The sequence below is a fragment of the Euzebya sp. genome (assembly GCF_964222135.1).
Lineage (GTDB): Bacteria > Actinomycetota > Nitriliruptoria > Euzebyales > Euzebyaceae > Euzebya.
Genome location: NZ_CAXQBR010000107.1, coordinates 13,934 through 35,799, shown reverse-complemented (window position 1 = coordinate 35,799; position 21,866 = coordinate 13,934). Strand labels below are relative to the sequence as shown.

The following is a 21,866-nucleotide window of genomic DNA, read 5'->3' as shown; positions in this document are numbered from 1 at the left end:
GCCTACGCCGCCTTCTCGATCAGCAGGCGGATGGCCGGACGGCCGCTCGCGTCCTGCGCGCGCTCGACCGCGACCAGCGCGTGGCCGGCTCGGTCCGCCCAGCGGGCGAACGCAGCCGGTGACCCCGGTCCCTCCGCCAGGACCTCGAGCACGTCGCCGGGCCGGAGGTCCGTGATGGCGCGCATCGCCTCGACCACGCCGGAGTCGCGGGACTTGCCGCGGGCGTCCAGGGTGGCGGCGGCGACGATCGTCGACCGGGGTGCGCGGCCACCGGTGGCGGTCAGGCGCCAGACCCGGCCGTGTCGGCTGCCGCTCGAGGTCTCGGTCAGGTCCGCGGCGACCCCGCTGCCCTCGCAGGCACCTGCCAGCAGGCCGCGCTCCAACGCCTCGGCCAGGGCGGGGTCGAGCCGCTCGACCAGCGCGACGGAGGGGGACAACCCGGTCACCTCCGCCCAGTCGCTGCCCGCCCGGCTGACCTTCACGTCCGGTGCGTACGTGCGCAGGGCACGTGCCGCGCGCTGGGCGGCATCCCCCAGCGCACGGCCGGGTGGCGGGTCGCCGGGGAGCGCGGCGACGAGGCGCCGCCCCTCCTCCTTCGCGCCGTCGTGGGCGCGTGTCACGAGCGGCGGGTTGCCGGGGCGGTCGAGCAGCGTCACCAGCAGCCGCACCATGAGCGCGGCCGCCGCCCCGCCCGCCGGCTGCGCCGCGCCGTCCAGGGCCGCGTGCTCGTCGAGCTCCGGGCGCGCCCGGTACACCCGCGCGGGTCGTCCACCCCCGGGGTGCTTGCGCTGCCCGACGGTCAGCAGGCCGGCGTCGGCGAGGACCCCGAGGTGGGTGCGCGCGACGTTCGGGTGCAGGTCGAAGGTGTCGGCGACGTCGCGGACCGTCAGGGCGCCGTCGATCTGGCGCAGGTGGTCGTAGATCCCCGCGCGGGTCGTCGACCCGAGCGCGCGGCTGATGCTGACGGGCCCTGACATGCGCCCTGTTCTACCCATGGGGAGATCCCACCGGATGGTGGAAACGGTGTCAACCCCATCACCCGGTGGTGGGTAACCGTGTCAACCGGTGGCGCCGCCTGCGAACGGGGGCAGCAGCGCCACCTCCGCCCCGGCCGGGATCGTCACGTCCTCGTCGCGGTCGACGGGTGTCCCGGCGACCATGACCGCGGCGATCCGCGAGCGCTCGGCGAAGCGCGGCCCGAAGCGGTCGGCCAGGTCGCCGAGCAGGACGTCGAGGCGCACCGGTGCGTCCACCTCCACCGCGGCGGTGTCCGCGGCATCCCGCAGCGCCGCGAACAGCACCACCGTGGCGCGTCGCCCCTCGGCCATGTCTCCCTGCCCTCCTGTGCCGTCCGCCGGTCTTCGACTACGTCGGCGGGTTCGCCGCTTGCTAGCGTCTCGCACGGTACTGCGCCGCGGGCTCGCGGGCGCGCCCACCGACGCGAGGAGTTGACGTGCACCTGCTGGTCCTGCTGGGCAGCTCCGGCGGGCCGCACGCCCTGCTGCCGGCCCTCGAGTTCCTCGACCACACCGTGACCACCGCCGCGCTGGTGCCCGAATCGCTCGACACCGCCGCGGACGCCGAGGTCGTCGTGGTCGACGCGACCACGAACCTGGCCGCGGCCTCCCACACCTGCCGGGCGGCCGCCACCGCAGAGGCCATGCGGCCGATCCTGGTGGTCGTCGACGAGGGCGGGTTGGCAGCGCTCAAGACGACGTGGGGCTTCGACGACATCGTCCTGCCGCGGGCGGGCCCCGCGGAGCTCGAGACCCGGATCCGCCTGCTCGGCGAGCGCGTGCAGGCGGCTGGCGGCGGCAGCGTCTCGCGGGTCGGCGACCTGACGATCGACGAGACCACCTACGTGGTGCGGCTGAAGGGCGAGCCCCTCGACCTGACCTTCCGCGAGTTCGAGCTGCTGAAGTACCTGGCGGCGAACCCCGGGCGGGTCTTCACCCGCTCCCAGCTCCTCAGCGAGGTGTGGGGCTACGACTACTACGGCGGCACCCGCACCGTCGACGTCCACGTGCGGCGGCTCCGCGCGAAGCTCGGCAGCGAGTACGACGCGATGATCGGCACCGTGCGGGGGGTGGGCTACAAGCTCGACCCTCAAGGAGCGGGCGGCGCTGCCGATACCTAGGGGGTCGTCGTCGGCCCGGTCGGGTCGGCTGGAGCAGACCAACCCGGGTCACGGGGGAAGGGGACACGTCGATGCGCGCTGCGGCCGCCGATCTCGAGGAGCACCTCCAAGCCGAGGACGGGGTGGTCGAGGTCGCGAAGGTCCTCGCCCACCTCGACTTCCCCTGGGCCGTCCTGCCCGCGGGGCCTCGCCGGTGGGCGCCGAGCGACCTGTCGGTCGAGGTGGACGGCGATCGCCTGTCCGCGGTCCGGATGACCTACCGCACCGTCGGCGACCGGGTGGTGGTCGTGGCGGGCTGCCGCGCCGGCGTCGACGTGGACGACCTTGCCGAGCGCCTCTCGACCCCGCTGATGTGGACCCACCTGCGGCGCCTGCGCCGCGAGCTCCCGCCGGCGGCCATCCTGGCGGCTCTGCGCGGCGAGCCGGAGTGGGAGTCGGGCATCGGCGCGGGGTGGCGCTTCGGCGTCGCCGGCGTGGGCGAGCGGCCGGTCCGGCTGGCGCACCGCCGCCACGATGCCGGTGACGTGCTCGTCGCCGTCCACGGCGTCGCCCGCGAGGAGGTCGACACGCTGGTCGCGAGCCTCGAGGCGGTCGAGCCGGGCAGCGAGCTGACCGAGGACCTCGGCGTGCGCCACCGCCGTGCGCTGGCCCAGCGCTGGTGGGACGCCCCCCGGGCCCCCTGGACGCCGGACGAGGACTGACCCCGATCGGGCCAGGTCAGTCCGCCGGGCGGAGCAGCGTCCGACCGCCCGTGGCCGCAGACGCCACGTCGTCGACGTAGCACACCTCGGAGTACACGACCTCGAAGCCCTCGGAGGTGTACAGGGCCACCGGTCCCTCCTCGGCCCGGTCGACGTACAGCACGATCGACTCCGACCTGGTCGCGAGGTGCCGCATCCCCACCCGGAGCAGGTGGCGCCCGAGCCCGATGCCGCGGCCCCGGGGGTGGACGGCCAGCACGTAGACCTCGCCCAGCGGGCCGTGGGGCCGGTGGTCCTCCGCGTCGTGGGTGTGCCACTTGGTCCAGTGGAACCCGAGGGGCTCGCCCTCCCCGCCGTCGGCGGTCCGCCGGAAGGCCATGAACAAGCCGTCGGGGTCGAACCACGGCAGGTCGCGGCGGGAGGCGAACTCGTCGTGGTCCCAGCCGCCGTTCTCCGGGTGGCCCTCGAACGCCGCGTTGTTGACCTCGAGGAACGCCGCCTCGTCACGCCGTCCCCGGTAGGGGCGGACGAGGACGCCCTCAGGGCCCGACCGCGGCGGGGGGATCGGCGTCGCCGGGCGGCGCATGAACGCGAGCTCGCGCTGGATCGCGAACCCCATGCCGGCCGCGAGCGTGTCGTGGGGGTCCTCGACGCGGTGGACCCAGAGGAACATCCGGCCCCCGCCGGCGCGCGCGACGGTGCTGCGGGTGGCGTCGAGCAGGCTCGCCTGGATGCCCTGGTCGCGGTGGTGGGGGTGGACCACGACCTCGACGGCGACCCGCGGGTCCCGACCGATGGGGTTCCAGCGCAGGTGGGCGTAGCCGATCAGCCGGTGGTCGTCGGTGTAGGCGAGGATCCCGTCCCAGTCGGACGCACCGACCCGCAGGTGGGCCATCTTGTGCTCGCCGATGGGGGCGTGGCCCTCGATCCCGGTGGTCACGTCGAGCAGGCTGGTGATCTCCGCCAGGGCGGTCCGGTCGAGGTCCTGGCGCAGGTGGAGGTGGTGCACGGGCGACAGGGTAGGTGGCGGTGCGGGACGCGTTGGCATGGCGTTGGCGACACCGCGGGGGGCTGCGCTACACTCTCCGTTCCGCCGTCCGGAGCAGCGCTCTGCGGTTGACGGACCAGCCGGCAGGTAGCCTGCCCACGGGCCGTTAGCTCAACGGGTAGAGCTCCGGACTTTTAATCCGGCGGAGCGGGTTCGAGCCCCGCACGGCTCTCGGGCCAGCTCGAGAGAACCAAGTGCATAGACGCGGTCCACCGGGCAAGATGGCGGACCGCACACCGAGGACCTGTGGAGCAGCTAGGAGTGCTCGTCACCCTGTCAAGGTGAAGGCCGCGGGTTCAAATCCCGTCAGGTCCGCTGCGCCCCGCACATCGCGGGGCGCTGCCACATCTGCCCCCGGCCCGGGCAGACCCGGTCAGGTAGCTCAGTTGGCAGAGCGATCGACTGAAAATCGATAGGTCGGCGGTTCGACCCCGCCCCTGACCACCACAGAAGAGCAGGTCAGACGCCGATCGACCGGCCCTCCTCCGACCCGGCGGTCAACGTCGGTCGACAGCGAGTACTGCTGGCTACTCGATGATCCGAAGGACCGGGATGCAGGCGAAGACCCGCCCGTAGTTCCGGCCGGTCAACTCCGTCAGGACACCCGCGTCCACCAAGCGCTTGATGGCATTGTTGGCGGTTGGGTAGGCCACTCCGTGTTGGCCAGCGGCCTGTGTCGGGCTCACAACGGGGTAGCCGATCAGGGACTCCGCGATCTGAACCGCTGTCCCGCGAACGTTCTGGTCCCTCAGCTCATGGACGATCCGCTCGCGGGTATCGAGGAGAGCCTTGATCCGTCCCAGGGCGTCGTCAGCCGACTTCGTGAGCACCTCCGCGAAGAACTCGATCCAAGGCTCGAAGTCGCCTGTCTCAGACACCCGGCGTAGGTGGTCCGTGTACTCGTCTCGTCGCGGCTCGAGGTAGGGGGAGATGTACAAGATGGGCACCTGCAACACGCCTTCCGCGAGTAGGTGCAGGGCGATGAGCAGTCGGCCGATGCGACCGTTGCCATCGTGGAAGGGATGCAGGGTCTCGAACTGGTAGTGACCAACGATCACGCGCACCAGGAGGGGGATGTCATGGTCTTCGGTGGGTGAGAGCTGCCCGTGAATCCAGCGCTCCCAATCTCGGATGCCCTGCTCCAAGGGCTCGCCAGGAGGTGGTGGCACGAATCGGGACTGATGGATGCGGGCCTCCTTCGGGTCGATCCACACCTGCTCCCGTCGCGGGGCGCCCGCTTGATAGCTGTCACCCCTGGTCCCCGCGACCAGCATCTTCTGGAGTTGGCTGAGCAGGTTGATCCCGATGGGGCGCTCGCGGATCAAGTCCAGCGCGTGCTCGGTGGCCCGGACGTAGTTGCGCACCTCGCGTACATCGCCAGCAAGCGCCTCGTCTGAGAGGAGGTCGGCCTCGAAGACGTCCTGCACCCCTGCGTAGGTGCCCTCCAGCGCTGAGGTGCTGACGGCTTCGCGCCTGATGACCGGCCGTACCAGGAGAAGCGGGTTGGGAAGCAGGCGAGCCATGCCGTCCAGGCGACCAAGGGCCAACGTGGCTTCGTTGATGGCGGTGAAGGTCGCCTGACTCAGCGGAATGGTGGCTGGCAGAGGGTGGGGTACGTACGCGAAGTGGTCGTAGTACTGGTCGTCCCGCCGGTCATGCACATGTACCGGGACCAGCTGGCCGATCGGCGAGTTCTTGAAGCGCTCGATGTCCAAGGCTTTTAACGCTAGCAGCCTTCAGCGTTAAATTTACAGCCCCGTATTTAACGCCACCGAATACTCTGAAGCTCACAATGAACGGAGTTCGGCCTGCGCGTTAGTTTCCGGGCTCGGAATTAACGGCTTGACACGTTGCCGCATCCGGTGGGGAAGGCTCCCCCACGGGACGTGCACCTCTTGTCGCGCCTCATGGACCGCTGCCCCGCCTGCTCACGGCCGTTCAAGGCCAGCGTTGACCTACGCCAGGAACCTCCCACGGGTCGGGCGTCCTGCCCGTGGTGTCACGCCGCGGTCACGTTGACCGTCTGATCTCGACGCGGGTAGCCCAACTCGTCCATGAGGGACGTCACCTCATCCTCCTCGATCACACGGCCGTCTAGGGCGGTCAGACGCTCGGCCAGCGGTTCGGGCGGGTGGTCGCAGATGATCTTGAACGCGAGCGACCGGGCCTCCTCCCACACCTGGCTCGGGCACAGCACGGCGCGACTGAAGATCGATAGGTCGGCGGTTCGACCCCGCCCCTGACCACCAGGCGGATCCGCTCAGCGGCGGTGCAGCGCCAGGAGCGCGAGGTCATCGCGCAGCCGGCCGCCGTCCTGGCGGCGCACGGCGCGCTCGATCGCGGCGATCATCCGGTGCGGGTCGCCGGGCGCGCTGGCCGCCGCCGCCGCGACGCCCGCGACGCCGAGCATGGCGCCGCCGTGGCGTGCCTCGGTGGCGCCGTCGGTCACCAGCACGAGGGTCTGCCCGGGGGCGAGCTCGACGCGCTGCACGTCGATGACCACGTCCGGGACGGCGCCGAGCAGCGTCCCGCGCACCTCGACCACCTCGGCGCCGTCGGGCCCGACGACCATCGGGTCGGGGTGCCCGCCGCTGGCGAGCTCCACGGTGACGCCGCCGTCGGTCAGGTCGACGAACCCCAGCGTGACGGTGCAGAAGCGCTCGTCGTCGTCCGCGGCGGCGGCCTCGAGGAGCGCCTCGTTCAGCCGCAGGAGGATCTCGGAGATCGACAGCGGGGTGGCCGTCAGCGCCCGCAAGGTGTGGCGCACCAGGCCGGTGACGGCGGCCGCCTCGGGGCCGCTCCCGCAGACGTCGCCGATCGCCAGCGCCCAGTGCGTCTCGTCGCAGCGCCAGACGTCGTAGAAGTCCCCTCCCACCTCCATCGCGTGGGTGAGGGGGTGGTAGGCCGCAGCGACGTCCAGCCCCGGGATGCTCGGCAGGCGGGCCGGCAGCAGGGTCGCCTGCAGCCGCTCGGAGATCTCCTGGCGCTGGCGGTACAGCTCCGCCCGGTGCAGGGCCTGCGCGGTCTGGGCCGCCATCGCGGTGACGAAGCTGCGCTCCTCGTCGTCGAAGAGCCGGGCCTCGGCGAAGCTGAACCGCAGGGCGCCCAGGCGGCGGTCGCCCAGCGACACCGGCACCGCGCACATGGCCACGGTGGCCGGCTCGAAGCCGATCAGGTCGGGGAAGCGAGCGTTCCGCTCGGCCACGGTCTCGAGCCACACCGGCTCGCCAGTGCGCATCGCCTCCGCTGCGGGCAGCTGCGCATCGGGGTGCTCGTCCCGCAGGCGACCCATGACGTCAGGGGTGTGCCCCACCGCGCCCGGCACCCCCAGGGTCTCCGAGTCCGTCGCCAGCAGGATGACCCCGCCCGACGCGCCGAGGGCCGTGACCCCCTCGTCGAGGACCGCTCGCGCGACCGCCTCGGGGGTGAGCGCCGCCGACAGGGCCACCGCGAGCGACTGGAGCCTGGCGCCCTGGTCGGCGAGCCGGTGCGCGGTCGCGACGACCTCGATCTCGCGGAGCAGGTGCTCGGCGAACCGGCGGGGCCGCCGGGGCGTCGGGTCGTCGAGGGCCTCCAGGCAGGCGATGTACTCGGTGACGTACCAGCGGTGGAACACCCGGTGCTGGGGCGGGGACTCGAGGGTGAGCAGCCGTGCGGCGCGGCAGAACGCGTTGGCCTGGTCGAGCGCGTCGAGGTAGGCCCTGCCCGCCGCCACCGTCCCGGGGACGTCGTCCGGGACGTCGAGGACCACCCCGACCTCCTCATGGGCGCCAGCAGCCGCCTGCACCGCGAGGCGCTTGAGGGTCTTGCGCGGCTCGGCGAAGCCGTGCACCACGACGTCGATGAGACGGCTGACCGGTTCCGGCACCTCGTCGCCCATCCCGCTGTCAGACCCGCCGGCGATCAGCGTGAACTCACGGACCAGGCCGTCGACGTGCGCCTTCGCGTCGAGCAGCAGCCGGGTCGGGACCGTCCCGAGGTCGATCGCCTGGACCTGCGGACGAGCTGGGAGGTCCAGCTCGTCGTCGGACCACATGGCCAGCAGCGACGCCTCGTCGAGGGGACCAGCGGACGGCTCGTCCGCGGCCGGTCCGGTGCGGAGCTCCGCCCAGACGGCCTTGCCGTCCGGCAGCGCGTCGACCCCCCAGCGGGCAGCGAGGGACTCGACGAGCTGCAGGCCCCGCCCCGTCATGGCGTTCCCGGCCGGCCCGGTCCGCACCGGTGGGGCGGTGCTCGAGTCCCGCACCTCCACCCGGGCGCCGTCCGGGTGGTCCACCACCGCGAGCCTGGCCACCCCGCCGGTGTGCAGGAACACGTTGGTGACCAGCTCGCTGACGATGATCTGCGCATCGGTGATGACGTCGGGGAGCGCGAGCCGACGGAGCTGCTCGGCCACGAACCCGCGCGCCTGGCTGAGCATCGCCGGGCCGTCGAGCACCAGGACCTCAGCGCCCATCTGGTCGCTCGCCACCGCGTCGGATCACCACCTCGTCCTGCCGTCTGTGTGACACAAGAGGCTATCTCACGCCTCGGAGGGGACGTCTGCGACCGGTGCCGGGACGACGATCCGGACCGTCGTCCCGCCCGGTCCGCTCCCGACCGTCATGCGGCCGCCGAGCAGCTGCGCGCGGTAGCGGACCGAGTCCAGGCCGTATGACCCCGGCGGGCTCGTCGGGGGGCACCCGCCCGGTCCCCGGTCGACGACCTGCAGCAGACCTTGGCGCCGACCGAGCACCAGTGCCACGTTGGACAGCGCGCCCCCGGCGTGCGCCGACACGTTCGCGAGCAGCTGGCGGCCCATCCGGTAGAGGGTGTTGACGTGGGGCTCGAAGGCGCCTGCCGACTCCGGCTCGATCGACGTGTCGACCGTGGCGGCGGGGTCGACGGTGCGGGCCAGATCGGTCAGCGCCGACACCAGCTCGGGGACGGTGCGGACGCCCCGGTGGTCGGCGACCAGGTGGCGCAGCTGCACCGATGCCTCCTCGAGCGCGCTGATGGCCGCCGCCATCGCCGGCGTCGGCGGGTGCTCGCGGGCCAACCCGTCGAGGAGCAGCCGGACGACGGTGAGGCGCTGGATCGGGCCCTGGTCGAGCCGTCCGGCCAGCTCGGCGTACGCGTGCTCCTGGCGAGCGAGCACGTGCGCCTCCGCCCTCGCGGCGCGGCTGGTCATCATCGCCCGCAGGACCGCCTCCTGGGTCGCCACCCGGACGTCCTGCAGCCGGTCCCTCCGGGCCTCCAGGGATTCGGCGGTGTCGGCGAGGACCGTCACGACCACGCGCGAGTCGCCGCTGTCGTCGGCCAGGACCACCAGCGCGTGCGCGTCGGCCTGGGCGACGCCGAGGTCCTCGAGCGGGCCGCCGCCCGGCCGGATGGTGATCGACTCGTCCTCGTCCAACGCGATCGCGCACCCCCGCGACGGGGCGGTGAGCGGTGTGGACGAGCCGATGAGCACCCAGCGGCCCTCGCGGAGCACCAGCACGCCGGCGGGGGCGCCGTCGAACGCCGCGCTGACGACCCGTGCCAGCGGCGGCGCCGGCGCGTCGGACAGCGCGGGCGGCGTGGGCGGGAGGGGTCGCCAGGCGTCGGGGGCCGGCCCGAGGGGCGCGGCGGTCACCTCCAGCGCCTCCTCGAGCGGCAGGGCCCGGGCGTACAGCCAGCCCTGTGCGTGCTCGCACCCGCGCTCGAGGAGCCAGTTCCGCTGGATCACGGTCTCCACGCCCTCGGCGACCACGTCGAGGTCGAGCTCCCGGGCCAGCTCGAGGATCTTCCGGGCCACGACCGTCCCGTCGCCGGGCAGCCGCTTGACGAAGCCCCGGTCGAGCTTCAGGCGGTCGACGGGGAGGCGGTGGAGGTACTCGAGGGAGGAGTAGCCGGTCCCGAAGTCGTCGATCGCGATGCGGACCCCGAGCGCCTTCAGCTGCAGCAGCGCCGCACCAGCCGTCGCCGGGTCCTCCATCAGCGACGACTCGGTGATCTCGAGGGTCAGCAGCGGCGCGCTGAAGCCCGTCTCGCGCAGCGCGGCGTCCACCACGTCGGCGAAGCCGGGCGACTGCAGCTGGTGCATCGACACGTTCACCGACAACGACAGCGAGTGGCCGAGCTCGTGCTCCCACCGCGACCCGACGCGGCACACCTCCTCGATCGCCCACCGCCCGAGCTCGTGGATCGTGCCCGCCTGCTCTGCCCAGGGGATGAACTGGTCGGGTGGCACGACCCCCCGGTCGGGGTGCGTCCAGCGCATGAGCGCCTCGAAGCCGGTGACCTCTCCGCCGCCGATCGCGACGATCGGCTGCAACTCGATGCGGATCTGCCCGCGTCCGAGGGCGTGGGCCAGGTCGTCGCGCAGCTCCCGGATGCGGATCTCCCGGTCGAGGAGCTCGGTGCCGCCCACGACGATCTGCGCGCCCCCCCTCGCCTTCGCGGTCCGGGCGGCCCCCTCGGCCGTCAGCCACACGCGCTCGCCGTCCTCGACGTCGCCGCCGGCACGGGCGGCCACGCCGATGCTGCAGGTGAGGGACACCGCCGTCCGACCCCCGGTGTGCCCCGTCACGGCGGCGTCGACCGCCGGCACGGACACGTCGAGGGGGGTCCGGCAGCGCGCCGCGATCGCCTCGGCGACCTCGACCGCCTCGGCCTCCCCGCGGGGGCAGATCACGACGAACTCGTCGGAGGAGGGGCGACCGAGGGTGCAGTCGGCCGGGATGGCTGCCCGCAGGGACCGCGTGACCGCGATCAGGACGGCGTCCCCGACCACCCGACCGTGGCGGTGGTTGACCTCCTGGAACCGGTCGATGTCGGCGACGACGATGCCCAGCGGTGAGGCGCTCCTCGCACGGGCAGCCAGGGCGTCCACGATGCCGGCGCGGGTCAGGGCGCCGGTCAGCCCGTCCACGACGCGGTGCCGGTCCTGGCCGACGACGCGCTCGAGGGCCGTCCCGACCCGACGCAGGTAGGTGATCTGCGCGGACGACAGGTCGGTGTCGGCGTCGGTGAACAGCTCGAGCGCGCCGAGGAGCTCGCCGTCCAGCGCGAGCGGCACCGCGCAGCCGGTCCGCACCACCGGCGGGCGCCCACCCCGCGGCGCGAAGGCGGGGTCGCGGTGCAGGTGGCGGCGCACGACCGGGTCGGTCGCCGTGGTGCCGTCAGGTCGAAGGATCGGTGGCTCGGCAGCCGGGAGCGCGGCGGCCGTGGCCGCGACGAGCTGGTCGAAGCGGTCATCGTCCAGCCGGCTCCACACACCGGACGAGCGGAGCGCTCCGGGGTGGTCGGCGACCACCAGGTGGGCGGCGGGCCAGCCGAGCCCCGTCGCGATCGCGGTCAGCAACCGCTGGAAGCGGACGTGGGGGTCCGCGCCGGGCGCCGCGGCTGCCAGGCGCTCGACGGCGTGGAGGGCCTGCGCCATGCGGCCGGAGGCCGCGCGCTCCTGCGGCGGGCCCGGGGTGTCCAGGTGGGTGGCGGCCTGCGCCGCCAGGGCGGCGAGCGCGTCGCGTTGGGTCTCGGCGAGCTCCGCGCCGGCGGGGTCGATGAGCAGCAGGGCACCGAGGGGGCGGCCGTCGCGCCCGCGGAGGGGTGAGCCGAGCGCTGAGCCGGTCCCCGAGCCGACCCCCGACCGCTCGGGACCAGCCCGTGCGGGACCGGGCGGGTCCGCGAGCACCACCACGCGCGAAGATCCCTCCGCCGCCTCGACCGCGAGGCGGGCGGTCAGGTCGAGCCACGCGGCGTCGTCGGGCGCGTCGCCGTGGGCGGCGACGACCCCCACGCCGTCGGCATCGAGCACGATCGCGCCCGCACGGGCCCGGGTCACGTCGACGGCGACCCGGACGACCTCGCGCAGCGCGGGATCAGCCGGCTCGCCCGCTAGTCCGCGCACCGCTGCCACCGCCTCGACCCCCTCCTGCCGATCCCTCACATGTGCCCGTCCGCGTCGGCGCCGACCCCGATCCGCCCAAACCTAGCGGAGCGTGGTCGTGCCCTCATCCCCGGTGAGGGCGGCTGCGCCCGAGAGACCCTTGACCTGAAGTGCGCTTCAAGTCCTACGCCGCCTGCGCGGTCGCGTCATCACCCCCGTGGACGCCGCCTACGACGAGACCCGCGCGCTGTTCTACACCGGCTTCGACCGCCACCCGGCCGCGATCGTCCGCCCCCTCGACGCCCGCGACGTCGCCGCCGCCGTCCTCTGGGCGCGGTCGGTCGGCCTCGACCTCGCCGTGCGAGCCGGCGGCCACGGCCCCGCCGGCCACGCGGTGCCCGACGACGCGGTGGTGATCGACCTGCGGGACATGACCGGCCTCGACATCGACCTCGACACCCGCACCGCCTGGGCGGACGCCGGTCTGACCACCGGCCGGTACACCGCCGCGGTGGGCGCCCACGGGCTCGCGACCGGGTTCGGCGACACCGGATCGGTCGGCGTGGCCGGCCTGACCCTCGTCGGCGGCATGGGCTACCTGGTGCGCGCCCACGGGCTGGCGATCGACCAGCTCCTCGCCGCCGAGGTGGTCACCCGGCTCCGGTTCCGGCTCCACGAGGTCGGCACCGTCACCGGCGGCATGCTCCTGCTGCCCGGGACGCCGGATTCGAGGGGCCTGGCGGTCCCGAGGCGGTCCACGAGTCGTCGCGGACCCTGTTCCTCGACTCGGTGGGTGCACGGGAGGCAGAGGCGTTGATCGACCACGTCAGCCGGTCGACGGCCGACATGGCCATGGCCCACGTGCGCGTCCTCGGCGCGCGATGGCCCGGGTACCCGAGGACGCCACCGCCTTCGCCCACCGCGACCGCCGGGTGCTGCTCGCCCTCGACGCGGTGTACGGCGACGCCGCGCGCCGTCCGGAGCACGAGGCGTGGGTCGACGCCGCCGTCGCCGCGGTGGACCAGGGCGTCCCCGGCGCGTACGCCGGCTTCCTCGGCCACGGCGAGCGGGACGGCGCCCGCCGCGCCTACCCCGGGGCGACGTGGGACCGGCTCGCGGCGATCAAGCGGCGCTACGACCCAGACGACACCTTCCACCACACCCACCACGTGCCGCCGGCAGAGGGCTGACCACCACACATCGACCATCACCCCCGGTGACCCTCCACGCCGTCGGTTATCGGGGCAGGTCAGCGCGTCCGCGCCGCACGGATCGACCACCGTCGTGGTGTCCGCGACGCTCGTCAGTGGTCGATCCGTGGGGGAGGGCTACCCGATCGCGGCGAGGAGGTCGCGGCAGGCCTGCTCGCAGCGGCGGCACGCCTCGGCGCAGGTCGCGCAGTGGTCCATCCCGTGCTCGCCGTGCACCTCGCACTCCTCGGCGCAGGCGGCGCACGCGGCGATGCAGGCCTCGAGCACCGCGCGGGTCACGTCGGCGTCGAACGCGGTCTGGCGGGACAGCACGCGGCCCGTGGTCGCGCACACGTCGGCGCAGTCGAGGTCGAGGCGGATGCACCTGACCTGGCTCGCCACGTCCTCCTCGGACAGGCACGCGTCGGCGCAGGCGGTGCACGCCTGGGCGCAGTCGTAGGCGGCATCGATCGCCGCCGTGAGCGCCTGGACGTCGACGGGGTGCTCGCCGGGGTGCTGCTCGGCCATCGTGCGGGCGTAGGACATGCGGGTGCCTCCTCGGGGTGGGACGGGTCTCCACCCCCCACCTGTCCGGCACTCCCCGGGGGTCAAACCCGCCGGGGCGCCCTAGGATCCGGGCGTGCGGTCCGCGGGGGCCGCGGCCCGGCGATCGGAGGCGACGTGCACGACCTCGTCATCGTCCCGATCGCCGACGCGTTCATGCAGGTGGGCGTCGCCGTGGCCCTGACCCTGGCGGCGTTCGGGTGGCTCCAGCACCGCCACGGCCGGGCGCTGCTGCGCTTCCTGGCCACCCGGTGGCGCAGCGCGCCGCTGTTCGGGGCGCTGCTCGGCGTCGTGCCGGGGTGCGGCGGCGCGATCGCGGTCATGCCGCTGTACGCCCGGGGGACGGTGTCCTTCGGCACGGTCGTCGCGGCACTCGTCGCCACCATGGGCGACGCGTCCTTCGTCATCCTGGCCCTCGACCTGCGCACCGGGCTGCTCATCCACGGCATCCTGCTCGTCGCGGGCATCGCGACCGGCTACGCCACCGACCTGGCGGGCATCGCCCCGCGCAGCCGGCCCGCGGCAGTCGCGGGAGCCTCGGTCGGCGCCGCCGAGGCGTTCCCGCCGCAGCGGCGTGCCGCCGCCCTCGCCGTCCCCGCGTCCGAGCTCGTCCGCACCTGGTCCTTCTGGGTGCTGGCGGCGGCCGCGACCCTGGTCGCCGTCCCGGTCACCGCCCAGGTCACCTCCGGCGAGGCGCTGGCCCGGTCGCTCGGCGGCCTCGACCCCTACCTGGCCCTCGGGGTGACGGGGACGGCGTGCGCGGTGGCGGTGCACCTCACGGGTCGGCGGCACCGGTGCGCTGCGGCGACGTGCACCCCCGGCGTGCACGCGGACGGGCTGGCGGGCGTCCTGCGCCACGCCGCCCGGGAGACCTGCATGGTGACGACCTGGGTGGCCGTGGCCTACGTCGTGACCGCGCTGGTCATCGACCTGGGCGGGGTCGACCCGACGGCGCTCGCCGGCGCGGGCGGTCTGCTCGGGGTCGCCGTCGGCGCCGCGGTCGGCCTGATCCCCGGGTGCGCACCCCAGGTCCTGCTGACGGGCCTCCACGCGACCGGCGCGGTGCCGTTCCCCACGCTGCTGGCCAACGCCGCCAGCCAGGACGGCGACGCCCTCTTCTGGATGCTGTTCACCGACCGGCGGGCCGCGATCGTCGCGACGGCGATCACCACCGTGCCGGGCCTGGCGCTCGGGACCGTCTGGGTGCTGGCCGGCTGACCGGTCAGCGGCCCTCGACCGCGGCCGCGCCGAGGTCCTCGCCGCCCGTGCCGTCATGGGCGTCCGCGCCGACGTGGTCGGCCATCGCCGGGTGGGCGTCGGCCAGGTCGGGCACAGCCGCGTCGGGCGGGAGCGCCGCACCGTCCGGCAGCTGGTGGACGTCGGGCAGGTCGGCGGCGACCACGTCGGCGTCCCAGCCGCCCGCGCCTCCGACGTCGAACGCCATCGCGGCGGGCGGCAGGACCCACGCCAGGGGGAGGACGATGCGTCGCAGCTGGCGCAGCGGCAGCGCGAGGAAGGCGCGGACGACCTCGGGGTCGAACTGGCTGCCGCTGCACGCCGCGAGCTCCTCGCGGGCCGCCTGGACGCCCACGCGGGGCCGGTAGCGCCGCACGCCGGTCATGACCTCCACCGCGTCGGCGACCGCGACGATCCGCGCGGCCGGCGTGATCGCCTCGCCCGCCAACCCGCGGGGGTAGCCGCTTCCGTCCCACCGCTCGTGGTGCTGGGCGATGCCGTCGATGGCGTCGCCGAGGACCGGGCGGAGCGGCTCGGCCAGTCGGCCGCCCTCATCGGGGTGCCGGCGGACCAGGGCCCACTCGTCCTCGTCGAGGCGGTCGGGCTTGTTCAGCACCCCGGCCGGCACCGCCACCTTCCCGACGTCGTGCAGCAGCGCGACCCACCGCAGCCGCTCGAACGCGGCTCCCCGGATGCCCATCTCGGTGGCGAGGAGGTCGACGAAGGCCCGGACGCGCTCGGAGTGGCCCCGGCTGCCCCGGTCGTGCGCCGTCAGCCGGGTGAGCAGCGCGAGGGCGGTCGCGACGTGCGCCGCATCCGGCGGGCGGTCCCCGCCGGCGGCGGCGAGGCGCTCGAGAGCCCGGCGGCCGGACCCGCCCAGCAGCGCGGTGCGGAACCGCGACGGCACCGGATCCTCGAACGTCGCCGACAGCGACAGCAGGGCGGCGAGGGGCAGCAGCCGACGGGCGACCCGCTCGGTGCCGAGGACCGCGAGCGTGGCGCCCGCCATCGCTCCGGCGAGCCGCACCCACGCGGCTGCGCCGACGTCGCGCAGCAGTGCGGCCACGCCGATCCCGACGACCGCGCCGACGACGACCGGCAGGGCGATCCACGCGAGGCGTGCGAACGCGGCCGCCAGCGGCCGGGCCCGCCAGCGGCGCCCGCCGTCAGGCATCGACCCCCTCGGCGGCAGGTCCGACGGGGTCCTGGGGCGCCGCGCAGAACGCGCAGCGGCGGGCCGCCGCGGGGATGGTCGACAGGCACTCCGCGCAGCGGACCGTCGCGGCGTCCCCGCTGCGGGCGCGGGCGGCCCGCAGCCGGTTCATCGGCCGGACGACGACGAGGAACACGGCGGTGGCGATCAGCAGGAAGCCGATGAGGTCGTTCAGGAACCGGCCGTAGAGGAACGTCCCCCCGCCGACGGTGAGCGACAGCTGGCTGAAGTCCACCTCGCCCGGGATGGTGACCAGCGGCGTCAGCAGGTTGGCGACGAACGAGTTGATCACCCCGGCGAACGCCACCCCGACGACCACGCCGACGGCGAGGTCGACGACCGACCCCCGCATGATGAAGTCCCGCAGCTCTCGCCCCATGGACCCGTCACCCTACAGCCCGGTCAGGCCAGGCCGAGCAGCCTGGCGGCGTTGCCCTTGAGCACCTTCTCGCGGACGTCGTCGGGGAAGTCGAGGCGCTCGAAGTCGGCGAGCCACCGGTCCGGGGTGATCATCGGGAAGTCCGAGCCGAACAGCACCTTGTCCTGCAGCCGCGTGCGGGCCTGCTGGACCAGCTGGGGCGGGAAGTACTTCGGGGACCAGCCCGACAGGTCGATGTGCACCCGCGGCTTGTGCGTGGCGACGCTGATCGCCTCGTCCTGCCAGGGGACCGAGGGGTGGGCCATGATGATGTCCAGGTCCCCGAAGTCCGCGGCGACGTCGTCCAGGTGGATCGGGTTGGAGTACTTCAGGCGGATCCCGGCCCCTCCCCGGGCGCCCGCACCGATGCCGGTCTGGCCGGTGTGGAACAGCGCGATCCGACCGTGGGACTGGATCGCGTCGTACACCGGGTAGGCCATCGGGTCATCGGGGAAGAAGCCCTGGACGCTCGGGTGGAACTTGAACCCCTTGACGTCGTGGACCTCGACCAGGCGGTGGACCTCGGCGACGGCCGCCTGCCCGAGGTGGGGGTCGACGCTCGCGAAGGGGATCAGCACGTCGTCGTGCTCGGCGGCCGCGGCGGCGATCTCGTCGTTGGGGATCGGCTCGACCCCCAGGTTGGTGCGGGCGTCGACGGTGAAGACGACCGCTGCCATGGACCGCTCGCGGTAGTGGGTCGCCATCTCCGGGATCGTCGGCCGGCCGATCCCGGCCCGGCCGAAGTAGCGGTCGGCGGCGGCCTCGAGGTCCGGTGACAGCGATCCCCTGCCGGTCTCGGCGGACACCTCCACGTGGGTGTGGACGTCGATGGCGGTGATGGCGTCGAGGTCGATGGGCACGGCTGCTCCTGTCCTGCTAGTCGTCGTCGAACGTGACGTGCTGGCGGTCCGCGACGAGGTCGCTGAGGGCGCGGGGTTCGACGTCCTCAGGGCCGTAGGGGTCCTCGAGCATCCGGCTGAACGTGTCGGCGGTCTGCCAGGTGAGGGACTCGAGCTCGAGCGGGTCCAGGAGGATCGACGTGCCGAGCTTGGTCGAGTGCACCTCCAGCCGCTCGCCGTTGCGGGTCCGGACCTTGCGGACCCGCGCGGTGGTGAACTCGTTGGCGACGGTGACCCAGTCGCTCTCGGGCGTGGCGTCGGGCGTCGGCTCGCCGACCATCTAGAGGAACCAGCTCATGTGGAGGACCGGGATCACGGTGTTGTCCAGCACCGCGACGCGGCGGGCCAGCTGCCAGCCGAGCGGCGTGTCGGGCGCCTCGACCAGCACGTCGTGCCGCTCGGCGGACAGCACGTGGTACTCCGGCCGGTCCCAGCGGGTGTGGTACAGCAGCACGTTCGAGCGGACCGCGACAGCCCCCGCCCCCTCGCCCTCGCCTGCGTCGTCCACCCGCACGTTGCCGATCAGGTGCCGGACGCGGGTCGGGGGCTCCTCGGCCCACGCGAAGCCCGTCTCGATGCGGTCGACGCGCATCTCGAGGCTGGCCCGGTTCTCGTCCATGTGGAAGCTGTCGGTGCGGACCCCGGTGACGCGCCCGGAGTCCTCGGTGACCTCCTTGTGGATGCGGATCGGCACCTGGTAGATCACGTCGTCGGTCAGCAGCGCCAGCCAGTCGCGGAGCCGCCAGGTGTCGAGCAGCTCGGCCTCGGCGGTCAGGAACGCGCTGACCCGGTGGTGTCGGAGCACCTCGGCGACCCCCACGTCGGTGGCGGTGTCGAGCCCGGTCATGCCGTCATCATCTCCAGCCAGCGGCTGTAGAAGTTGCGCAGGTTCGCGTCGGTGAAGTTCGCCGGCTGGGCGACGCCCGGACCGGGCCAGGACTCGTCGACCTCGAGGTCCATGCCCATCTGGTAGTTCACCCGGTGGGCGCCGCCGGTGAAGGTCCCGGCGTTGCGGGCGATGTGGGTCCAGATCTCCGCGTCGTCCTGCTCGAAGGTGCCGGAGATCCCGAAGCTCCGCAGGTACGACCACTGCGACAGCTGGGCGAACTCCTCGGTCGCGTCGGCCTCGACCAGGAAGTGGCTGGTGATCTCGATGCGCCCCGGGCCGACGGGGTTCCAGGTCCGCCAGGTCATCATCGGCACCGACCCCTCGTAGTGGTGGTCGGGCCGGCGGATCGGGTTGTGGATCGACAGGTTCGGGAAGACGGTCGTCAGCCCGATGCGGGTCTCGTGGGCGACCTCGAACTGCGCCTTGGTCGGCATCGAGGTCTTCGCCCGCTCGATCATCTCCGCCGGGTAGCCCCAGAACGGCGGCAGCTCCGCGCCGGGGGGCGCGCCGATCATCATCGCGCCGTGGCCCTTGCCCGGGACGTGGATCTGCTCGCCGTACATCGCGTACTTGGGATCCCGCGGCGCCTGGCCGAGCTCGACCATCGACCGGTGCGTCATCAGCGTGTGGTAGCTGTCGCCGATGAAGTTCTCCCCGGCGATCTTCCAGTCGACGTCGACGACCCAGCGCTGGGGAGCGCCGACCACCTCCAGGCCCGCCGGGCTGCGGGTCGTGAACAGGTCGAGGTACCAGGCGATGTCGCCCAGCCACTCGTCGAGGGGTTCGACGTCGGCCGACAGGCAGCCGAAGATCATCCCGTTGTAGGTGTCGACCTGGGCCAGGCGCACCAGGCCGAGGCTGGCCTTGTCGAGGGTGTCGCCGTAGGCCTGCTTCTCCACCGGCACGCCGACGAGTCGGCCGTCGTTGCGGTAGGTCCAGCCGTGGTACGGGCAGCGGAAGTGCGCGGCGTTGCCCATCTCCGACCGGCACACCTGCATGCCGCGGTGCTGGCACTGGTTGTGCAGGGCCTGGATCTCACCGCCCTCGGACCGGACGACGATGAGCGGGACGTCGAGGATGTAGCGCAGGACGTAGTCGCCCTCGTCGGCCACCTCGCTCTCGTGGGCCAGGTAGATCCACGACCGCGCGAAGACCTTCTCGCGCTCGAGGGCGAAGATCCCCGGGTCGTTGAAGATCGCGGCCGGTGCCATCCCCTGGGGGTGGAGCTCGGCCATCTCGGCCAGGATCGCGTCGGCGCTGGTGCTCATGGTCCCTCCGACCGTCGAGCGTCCTGCACGGCTCAGTAGCGCAGTGCCAAGAACGTACCCACCAACGCCGGCTTGTCGCTCCCCTCGATCTCGACGGTCATCTCGGCGCGGATCAGGACGCCGTCGCCCTTCCGCTCGGTGCCCACGACCTTCCCCGCCGCGCGGATGCGGCTGCCGGAGGGGACCGGGGCGGTCAGGCGCAGGCGGTCCATGCCGTAGTTGACGCCCATGCCGGAGTCGGGGATCTCGAGGAGCTCGGACAGCATCTCCGGCAGCAGCGACGCGGTGAGGAACCCGTGGGCGATCGTCTGGCCGAACGGGCCGTCGGCGGCCTTCTCCGCGTCGACGTGGATCCACTGGTGGTCACGGGTCGCGTCGGCGAAGGTGTCGATCATCGCCTGGTCGACGGTGATCCACGGACTGGTGCCCAGGTCGATCTCGTCGGTCGCGTCGGCCAGCTCGGCCAGGGTCAGTGCGGTCGGCATGGCGGCTCCTGTGGGGTCGGGGGATCAGCTGGTGGTGGTGACGCGCTCGATGACCGCGCCGGTCTCCTCGCCGGCGCCCCCCGGGTACTCCCGGCCGCCGGCGACATCGGTGATCTCCGCCCAGCGGTCGGCGATCCCCTCGGGCGTCGGGATGTCGTCGAAGACCACGCCGGGGCCCTCGACGATGGCGACGCGGGAGACGTAGCCGCCACCGACGCTGAAGACCCGGCCGGTGTCCTCGCACGCCTCGCTGGCGAGGTAGGCGACGAGGGGCGACACGTAGGTGGGGTCGACCGCCGCGAGCAGCTCGGCGGGCATGATCTCCTCGGTCATCCGCGACGCGGCCAGCGGCGCGATGACGTTGGCGCGGATCCCGTACTTGGCTCCCTCGTGGGCGATCGTCTGGGTGAAGCCGACCAGCCCCATCTTGGCGGCTGAGTAGTTGGCCTGCCCGAAGTTGCCGAACAGCCCGGCTGCCGAGGTGGTGTTGACGATCCGGCCGTAGCCCTGCTCACGCAGGTGCGGCCACGCCGCCTTGGTGACGTACATGCCGCCCAGCAGGTGGACCTCGACGACCGGCACGATCTCCTCGGCGGTCATCTTCGCGAACGAGCGGTCGCGCAGGAACCCGGCGTTGTTGATGACGACGTCGACCCGGCCGTAGCTGTCGAGCGCGGTCTGGACGATCGCGTCCGCGCCGTCGACGTCGGCGACCGAGTCGTGGTTGGCGACGGCCTCCCCGCCGGCGTCGACGATCTCGGCGACCACGGCGTCGGCGGCGGCGGTCTCCGCCCCCTCGCCCGACCGGGTGACCCCCAGGTCGTTGACGCCGACCTTCGCGCCGCGCTGGGCGAGCAGCAGCGCGTGGCTGCGGCCCAGGCCGCCCCCCGCCCCGGTCACGATCGCCACCCGGCCGTCGAGATCCACCATCCCTCGCCCTCCATCATGTGCCGTCTGCGCGACGGTCGTCGAGATTCGGCCTCACGTTCTACCACACCTCGGGCGACCTCATGCGGCATTTCCTTGACGATCGACGCGTGGAAGCCGATCATTCCGACGCCGGGTGCCCGTCCCGCCCGCCCTCGCCCGTCCGCGCCCACAGGGAGGCCGTTCACGTGACCCAGCGGGTGGTGCCACCGCGACAGTACGCGACCGAGGGGCTGCGCCCGCAGACGCTCCTGTTCACCTTCCTCGGCCACCACGTCCTCGCCGCCGGGTGCCTCGATCCCGTCGCGACGAGCACGCTGATCGAGGTCCTCGACCGCCTCGGCGTGTCCGCCCAGGCCGCCCGGTCGACCCTCACCCGCATGGTCAGCCGCGGGTACCTCGAGCGCCACCGCGCGGGCCGGCGGGCCTACTTCGGGATGAGCCCCAAGCTCGTGAAGGTCCTGGGGGAGGGTGAGCACCGCCTGTTCAGCGCGCCGGTCCGCGACCTGCCGGACGACCGCTGGACGCTCCTCAGCTTCTCCATCCCCGAGGACCAGCGCGGCGACCGCCACAGCCTGCGGACCGCGCTCGGCTGGAACGGCTTCGGCCTGCTGCGCAACGGGCTGTGGATCGCGCCGGGGGAGGTCGACGTCACCGGCGTGCTGGCCGACCTCGACCTGACCGACTTCGTCGAGGTCTTCGTGGCCCAGCCGGTGCCCCCGACCGACCTCGCCCGCGTGGTGGCCGAGGCGTGGGACCTCGACGCGGTCGCCGCGGCGTACGACGCCTTCCTCGCCCGCTGGTCCGACGGGATCCCCGACGACGTCGCGGGGTCCCTCGCGGGGCAGGTGCGGCTCCTGACCGAGTGGCGCCAGCTGCTGGTCGACGATCCCCAGCTGCCCCGGGCCCACCTGCCCGTCGACTGGCCCTCCGAGCGGGCCTACGACCTGTTCCGCGCGGTCCTCGGTGATCTGCAGGCGGCCGCTCGGGTGGAGCTGGACGAGATCCTCGACGTCCTGGAGGACGCGCCCGTCTGACGATC

At 73.4% G+C, this 21,866-nt stretch carries 22 protein-coding genes and 3 tRNA genes; 9 read left to right on the top strand and 16 right to left on the bottom strand.

What is annotated here, in order from left to right; all coding sequences use genetic code 11:
• Positions 1 to 2: 2 nt before the first annotated feature.
• A complete protein-coding gene (locus tag ACEQ2X_RS23470; protein WP_370328313.1) occupies positions 3 to 977 on the bottom strand; it encodes a helix-turn-helix domain-containing protein in 975 nt (324 codons plus the stop codon).
• Positions 978 to 1,058: 81 nt separating this feature from the next.
• Positions 1,059 to 1,328, bottom strand: a complete 270-nt coding sequence (locus tag ACEQ2X_RS23465; RefSeq protein ID WP_370328312.1) for a MoaD/ThiS family protein — start codon at positions 1,326 to 1,328, stop codon at positions 1,059 to 1,061.
• A 125-nt stretch (positions 1,329 to 1,453) separates the two neighbouring features.
• Here ACEQ2X_RS23465 and ACEQ2X_RS23460 point away from each other — a divergent pair, with 125 nt between their 5' ends.
• Together ACEQ2X_RS23460 and ACEQ2X_RS23455 are read left to right on the top strand one after the other, a co-directional pair.
• On the top strand, positions 1,454 to 2,137 hold the full coding sequence (locus ACEQ2X_RS23460) for a winged-helix domain-containing protein (RefSeq protein ID WP_370328311.1): 684 nt from the start codon (positions 1,454 to 1,456) through the stop codon (positions 2,135 to 2,137).
• A gap of 71 nt (positions 2,138 to 2,208) precedes the next feature.
• Complete coding sequence (locus tag ACEQ2X_RS23455) at positions 2,209 to 2,838, top strand: hypothetical protein (protein WP_370328310.1); 630 nt, start codon at positions 2,209 to 2,211, stop codon at positions 2,836 to 2,838.
• Between the two features lie 16 nt (positions 2,839 to 2,854).
• On the opposite strand, the gene mshD is transcribed toward ACEQ2X_RS23455, so the two are convergent.
• On the bottom strand, positions 2,855 to 3,847 hold the full coding sequence (mshD, locus tag ACEQ2X_RS23450) for a mycothiol synthase (protein ID WP_370328309.1): 993 nt from the start codon (positions 3,845 to 3,847) through the stop codon (positions 2,855 to 2,857).
• Between the two features lie 139 nt (positions 3,848 to 3,986).
• On the opposite strand from mshD, the gene ACEQ2X_RS23445 reads away from it, so the two are divergent.
• From ACEQ2X_RS23445 to ACEQ2X_RS23435, 3 genes are all read left to right on the top strand, one after another.
• A tRNA-Lys gene (locus ACEQ2X_RS23445) sits at positions 3,987 to 4,058 on the top strand.
• Between the two features lie 68 nt (positions 4,059 to 4,126).
• A tRNA-Asp gene (locus tag ACEQ2X_RS23440) sits at positions 4,127 to 4,201 on the top strand.
• A gap of 56 nt (positions 4,202 to 4,257) precedes the next feature.
• Positions 4,258 to 4,333: transfer RNA gene (locus ACEQ2X_RS23435), tRNA-Phe, on the top strand.
• Positions 4,334 to 4,413: 80 nt separating this feature from the next.
• Here ACEQ2X_RS23435 and ACEQ2X_RS23430 read toward each other — a convergent pair.
• The 4 genes from ACEQ2X_RS23430 to ACEQ2X_RS23415 form a co-directional block, all read right to left on the bottom strand.
• Positions 4,414 to 5,601, bottom strand: a complete 1,188-nt coding sequence (locus ACEQ2X_RS23430) for a Fic family protein (protein ID WP_370328308.1) — start codon at positions 5,599 to 5,601, stop codon at positions 4,414 to 4,416.
• A 284-nt stretch (positions 5,602 to 5,885) separates the two neighbouring features.
• Complete coding sequence (locus tag ACEQ2X_RS23425; RefSeq protein WP_370328307.1) at positions 5,886 to 6,083, bottom strand: hypothetical protein; 198 nt, start codon at positions 6,081 to 6,083, stop codon at positions 5,886 to 5,888.
• A gap of 63 nt (positions 6,084 to 6,146) precedes the next feature.
• Positions 6,147 to 8,357: a SpoIIE family protein phosphatase gene (locus tag ACEQ2X_RS23420; RefSeq protein WP_370328306.1), complete on the bottom strand. Its 2,211-nt coding sequence runs from the start codon at positions 8,355 to 8,357 to the stop codon at positions 6,147 to 6,149.
• Between the two features lie 51 nt (positions 8,358 to 8,408).
• A complete protein-coding gene (locus ACEQ2X_RS23415; protein ID WP_370328305.1) occupies positions 8,409 to 11,756 on the bottom strand; it encodes an EAL domain-containing protein in 3,348 nt (1,115 codons plus the stop codon).
• Between the two features lie 196 nt (positions 11,757 to 11,952).
• Here ACEQ2X_RS23415 and ACEQ2X_RS23410 point away from each other — a divergent pair, with 196 nt between their 5' ends.
• On the top strand, positions 11,953 to 12,552 hold the full coding sequence (locus ACEQ2X_RS23410; protein WP_370328304.1) for an FAD-binding oxidoreductase: 600 nt from the start codon (positions 11,953 to 11,955) through the stop codon (positions 12,550 to 12,552).
• A gap of 64 nt (positions 12,553 to 12,616) precedes the next feature.
• The gene (locus ACEQ2X_RS23405) at positions 12,617 to 12,925 is read left to right on the top strand and encodes a BBE domain-containing protein (RefSeq protein ID WP_370328303.1); all 309 of its coding nucleotides are present in this window, start codon (positions 12,617 to 12,619) and stop codon (positions 12,923 to 12,925) included.
• A gap of 138 nt (positions 12,926 to 13,063) precedes the next feature.
• Here the strand turns inward: ACEQ2X_RS23405 and ACEQ2X_RS23400 are convergent, their stop codons facing one another.
• Positions 13,064 to 13,471, bottom strand: a complete 408-nt coding sequence (locus tag ACEQ2X_RS23400; RefSeq protein ID WP_370328302.1) for a four-helix bundle copper-binding protein — start codon at positions 13,469 to 13,471, stop codon at positions 13,064 to 13,066.
• Positions 13,472 to 13,606: 135 nt separating this feature from the next.
• On the opposite strand from ACEQ2X_RS23400, the gene ACEQ2X_RS23395 reads away from it, so the two are divergent.
• Entirely contained in the window at positions 13,607 to 14,707 is a 1,101-nt protein-coding gene (locus ACEQ2X_RS23395; RefSeq protein WP_370328301.1) for a putative manganese transporter, read from the top strand.
• Positions 14,708 to 14,711: 4 nt separating this feature from the next.
• Here ACEQ2X_RS23395 and ACEQ2X_RS23390 read toward each other — a convergent pair whose 3' ends face one another.
• Genes ACEQ2X_RS23390 through ACEQ2X_RS23355 form a run of 8 tightly spaced genes read right to left on the bottom strand, consistent with a single transcriptional unit; the run spans position 14,712 to position 20,827 of the window.
• Positions 14,712 to 15,899 (bottom strand): HD-GYP domain-containing protein, encoded by a 1,188-nt coding sequence (locus ACEQ2X_RS23390; protein WP_370328300.1) that lies wholly within the window; start codon positions 15,897 to 15,899, stop codon positions 14,712 to 14,714.
• Positions 15,892 to 16,317 carry a large conductance mechanosensitive channel protein MscL gene (mscL, locus tag ACEQ2X_RS23385; protein WP_370328299.1) on the bottom strand — a complete coding sequence of 142 codons (426 nt, stop codon included), beginning with the start codon at positions 16,315 to 16,317 and terminating at the stop codon, positions 15,892 to 15,894. Before mscL ends, ACEQ2X_RS23390 begins: the two co-directional genes overlap by 8 nt.
• Before the next feature lie 23 nt (positions 16,318 to 16,340).
• Positions 16,341 to 17,210 (bottom strand): amidohydrolase family protein, encoded by an 870-nt coding sequence (locus ACEQ2X_RS23380; protein WP_370328362.1) that lies wholly within the window; start codon positions 17,208 to 17,210, stop codon positions 16,341 to 16,343.
• Between the two features lie 22 nt (positions 17,211 to 17,232).
• Positions 17,233 to 17,535, bottom strand: a complete 303-nt coding sequence (locus ACEQ2X_RS23375) for a dihydrodiol dehydrogenase (RefSeq protein ID WP_370328298.1) — start codon at positions 17,533 to 17,535, stop codon at positions 17,233 to 17,235.
• Entirely contained in the window at positions 17,536 to 18,102 is a 567-nt protein-coding gene (locus ACEQ2X_RS23370; RefSeq protein ID WP_370328297.1) for a 3-phenylpropionate/cinnamic acid dioxygenase subunit beta, read from the bottom strand. It lies immediately after the preceding gene.
• Entirely contained in the window at positions 18,099 to 19,412 is a 1,314-nt protein-coding gene (locus ACEQ2X_RS23365; protein ID WP_370328296.1) for a Rieske 2Fe-2S domain-containing protein, read from the bottom strand. Before ACEQ2X_RS23365 ends, ACEQ2X_RS23370 begins: the two co-directional genes overlap by 4 nt.
• 32 nt (positions 19,413 to 19,444) lie before the next feature.
• Entirely contained in the window at positions 19,445 to 19,897 is a 453-nt protein-coding gene (locus tag ACEQ2X_RS23360; RefSeq protein WP_370328295.1) for a MaoC family dehydratase, read from the bottom strand.
• A 24-nt stretch (positions 19,898 to 19,921) separates the two neighbouring features.
• Complete coding sequence (locus tag ACEQ2X_RS23355; RefSeq protein ID WP_370328294.1) at positions 19,922 to 20,827, bottom strand: SDR family oxidoreductase; 906 nt, start codon at positions 20,825 to 20,827, stop codon at positions 19,922 to 19,924.
• Positions 20,828 to 21,027: 200 nt separating this feature from the next.
• On the opposite strand from ACEQ2X_RS23355, the gene ACEQ2X_RS23350 reads away from it, so the two are divergent.
• A complete protein-coding gene (locus ACEQ2X_RS23350; RefSeq protein WP_370328293.1) occupies positions 21,028 to 21,861 on the top strand; it encodes a PaaX family transcriptional regulator C-terminal domain-containing protein in 834 nt (277 codons plus the stop codon).
• The last annotated feature ends 5 nt before the right edge of the window (positions 21,862 to 21,866 follow it).